The 3780-nt window shown below is 64.8% G+C and carries 3 protein-coding genes; 1 reads left to right on the top strand and 2 read right to left on the bottom strand.

What is annotated here, in order from left to right:
- Nucleotides 1-1776 (top strand): 3'-5' exonuclease (locus EN750_RS23180; protein WP_127397758.1); only part of this gene is annotated, 1776 nt, incomplete at its 5' end.
- A gap of 267 nt (nucleotides 1777-2043) precedes the next feature.
- Here EN750_RS23180 and EN750_RS23175 read toward each other — a convergent pair.
- Together EN750_RS23175 and EN750_RS23170 are read right to left on the bottom strand one after the other, a co-directional pair.
- Nucleotides 2044-3093 carry an ABC transporter permease gene (locus EN750_RS23175; protein ID WP_127397757.1) on the bottom strand — a complete coding sequence of 350 codons (1050 nt, stop codon included), beginning with the start codon at nucleotides 3091-3093 and terminating at the stop codon, nucleotides 2044-2046.
- Nucleotides 3090-3780: ATP-binding cassette domain-containing protein (locus EN750_RS23170; RefSeq protein ID WP_145967850.1), on the bottom strand; the 691-nt coding region annotated here is incomplete at its 5' end. The genes EN750_RS23170 and EN750_RS23175, both read right to left, overlap by 4 nt.

Here is a 3780-nt window from a genome sequence, read left to right as displayed (position 1 = left end):
CCCCCCTCTGTCGCCTCCGGCGACATCTCCCCCTCTAGGGGGGAGATCGGGCGCTCTTCGACTGACACCCGCGCCACCGTAAACATCTGCTGCGTCGGCGACGACGATCAGTCGATCTATGGCTGGCGCGGTGCCGAGATCGACAACATCCTGCGCTTCGACAAGGATTTTCCCGGCGCCACCATCATCCGGCTGGAGCGCAACTACCGCTCGACCGCGCACATCCTTGGCGCTGCCTCCCCCCTCATCGCCCACAATGAGGGCCGCTTCGGCAAGACGCTGTTCACGGACCGCAACGATCCCGAAGACGGCAAGGTGCATGTCCACGCCGCCTGGGATTCCGAGGAAGAAGCGCGCGCCGTCGGCGAGACCATCGAGACCTACCAGCGGCAAAAGCACAATCTCAACGACATGGCGATCCTGGTCCGCGCCTCGTTCCAGATGCGGGAGTTCGAGGACCGTTTCGTCACGCTCGGCCTCAACTACCGCGTCATCGGCGGTCCGCGCTTCTACGAGCGCATGGAGATCCGCGATGCGCTGGCCTTCTTCCGCGTCGTCGCGCAAGGCGCCGACGACCTCGCCTTCGAGCGCATCGTCAATGTGCCCAAGCGCGGCTTGGGGGAAGCCACCATCCGCCAGATCCACGACACGGCGCGTGCGCTGCGCATCCCGATGCTGGAGGCCGCCGCCAAGCTCGCCGAAAGCGACGAGTTGAAGCCGAAGCCGCGCGCCGCACTTCGTGAAGTGGCGGCCAATTTCGAACGCTGGCAGAAGGCGCTGGAAACCACGCCGCACACCGAACTCGCCGAGACCATTCTCGAAGAGAGCGGCTACACCGACATGTGGAAAAACGACCGCTCGGTCGAAGCGCCCGGCCGGCTGGAGAACCTGAAAGAACTGATCCGCTCGATGGAGGAGTATGAGTCGCTGCGCTCCTTCCTCGAGCATGTCGCACTGGTCATGGACGCCGAGCAGAACGCCGGACTCGACGCCGTCAGCATCATGACGCTGCATTCGGCCAAAGGCCTCGAATTCGAGACCGTCTTCCTGCCCGGCTGGGAGGAAGGCCTGTTCCCGCACCAGCGCGCGCTCGATGAAGGCGGCCGCTCCGGGCTGGAGGAAGAGCGCCGCCTTGCCTATGTCGGCCTGACCCGCGCCAAGAAGAACCTGCATCTGTGGTTCGTCTCCAACCGCCGCATCCATGGCCTGTGGCAATCGACCATCCCGTCGCGCTTCCTCGACGAACTGCCGGAAGCCCATGTCGAGGTCGCCGAAAGCGGCAACTCCTATGGCGGCTACGGCAATTCCTATGGCGGCGGTTCCTTTGCCTCCGGCCGCGGCGGCCAGGGTGCAGGACGGCAGAACCCCTATGGCGCCTCGCGCTTCGACAATGTCGGCGCCGACAGCGAAAAATCCGGCGCCTTCTCCAACACCTATGCGACACCGGGCTGGCAGCGCGCGCAGGCCAACCGCACCGAGGCCACCGACCGCAATTGGGGCTCGCGCTCCGGCCATCAGGTCGAGCGCATCGGCTATGGCGAGACGGACAGCGGCTACGGCGCCGGCCGCACTTCGGTCAAGGGCCGCACCATCGACGGCGAACTGGTCGCCAAATCCGTCGCCGACAAGCCGTCCCCCTTCAGCGTCGGCGACCGCGTCTTCCACCAGAAATTCGGCAACGGCAACATTTCCGCCATCGAGGGCAACAAGCTGACCATCGACTTCGACAAGGCCGGCCAGAAACGCGTGCTGGACGGGTTTGTCGCGGCGGTGTGAAGATGGCGTTTTCCCGCGGACAGCTCCCACCTTCGTCATCCACGGGCGGAGCAGGAGCGAAGCGACGTCGCGAAGACCCGAGGATCCATGCCGCGACCTTGGCGGTGAAGTGCAGCGGAGCAGAATTCTGCACCGTTGTGACGTGGTTGAGTCCCGGCATGGATCCTCGGGTCTGCGCTGCGTCGCTAAGCTCCTTGCTTCGCCCGTGGATGACGACACGACGGGCGTCCGCGCCAACCGTCAAGGCATGCGGTGCGCCAACATCCCTCACCGATACCTTGCCTGGTTCCACTTGTGCCCGAGCAGCGACAAGATGATGATCAGGCCGTTGAAGAACTGCACATAGAAGCCGCTCAACCCCGCCGCCACGACGCCGGTCTGGATGAAGGACACGGTGACCGCGCCGATGGCGCCGCCGACGACGGTGCCGATGCCGCCCCAGGTCGGCGTGCCGCCGACGAATACCGAGGCCAGCACCGGCAGCAGATAGCCATCACCGGCGGTCGGCCACCAGGTGAAGTTGATCATCACCGAGAAGGTGCCGGCGATCGCGGCCCCGATGCCGACGAAGACAAACACTTTCACCCGCACGCGCTTGACGTCGATGCCCATCTGCTGGGCGCTGTCGGGATTGTCACCGACCACCCTCACCTGCGCGCCGAAGCGGTGGCGGTTGTAGAGCATCGCCGACAGCACGACGAAGCCGATGGCCCAGAAGATCTGCACCGGAATGCCCAGGAGCTGGCTGGAGAAGATCGTGTAGGCCCAGCTGTCGCTGAGGCTGGTCAGCGCCATCGACTTGCCTTCGTTGATGATCTGGATCAGGCCGCGCAGCAGAAAATTCATGCCGAGCGTGGCGATCAGCGACGACAGCCCGCCATAGACGACCAGCGAGCCTACCAGGAAGCCGAGCAGCATGCCGGTGACGAGTGCGGCGGCGATGCCGAGGAACGGATCGTAGCCGGCCTGCACGACCAGCGCGAAGACCCATGAGGCAAAGCCCATCGTTGCCGGAAACGACAGGTCGATCTCACCGCAGGTGACGACGAAGACCAGCGGCACCACCACGAACAGCGCAACGGGGAGCGTGGTCAGCACCGAGCGGTAGAGATACCAGGTGGTGAAGACGGTCGGGTTGGCGATCATGAACACCGTCATCATGACGATGAACACGGCGAGCGTGCCGAGCGCGGCACGGTTGTCGAGGATGAAGCCGCGCATCCAGTGATCGGAAGGGTGTTTCCACTCTTTCTGGGCACTGGGGCGGGCAATGCCGGCGGACGGCTCGTGCAGGTCGGGCTCCATGGTCTTGCTCATCGTGCTCTCTGCTCCGCGTCGCCGGCATCGTGCAGTCCGGCCAATCCGCCGGGATGCGCGACCTCTTCCATGAAGTTGATGAGATCTTCGGCCGACTTGACCTCGCTGCGGTCGGTCGTCAGTGCGACCTTGCCGCGATCCAGCACGACGAAGCGATCGGCGATGTCGAAGACATGATGGATGTTGTGGCCGATGAACAGGATCGAGCGGCCGCTCGCCCGCACCTGGCGCACGAAATGGAACACCTTGGCGGTTTCGGTCAGCGACAGCGCAGTCGTCGGCTCGTCGAGGACGATCAGCTCGGCCTGCTTGTAGATGGCGCGGGCGATCGCCACGCCCTGGCGTTCGCCGCCCGAAAGCTGGCCGACGATCGACTGCGGCGTGAACACTTTCGAGGTGAAGCCGATCTCGCGCATCAGCCGGCTTGCCTCCTCGATCTCCTTGTTGACCCTGAGAAAGCCCATGAAGCCGGTCAGCTCTCGGCCCATGAAGATGTTGCGAACGATGGTCTGCTGCACGGCCAGCGCCCGATCCTGGAACACCGTCTCGATGCCGGCCTCGCGCGAACGCGCGGCGCTCCATCCGGTCACCGGCTTGCCGCGCACGAGGATTTCGCCGCTGGTCGGCTTGACCACGCCGGAGAGGATCTTGATCAGCGTCGACTTGCCGGCGCCATTGTCGCCGAGC

It is taken from the genome of Mesorhizobium sp. M7A.F.Ca.ET.027.03.2.1 (assembly GCF_003999175.1).
GTDB lineage: Bacteria > Pseudomonadota > Alphaproteobacteria > Rhizobiales > Rhizobiaceae > Mesorhizobium.
The sequence above is the reverse complement of the archived record's forward strand: the minus strand, read 5'-3'. Positions and strand labels throughout refer to the sequence as shown.

Coding starts and splice junctions, on each gene's coding strand:
- EN750_RS23175 (WP_127397757.1), bottom strand. CDS start 3,093: ATGAGCAAGACCATGGAGCCCGACCTGCACGAGCCGTCCGCCGGCATT.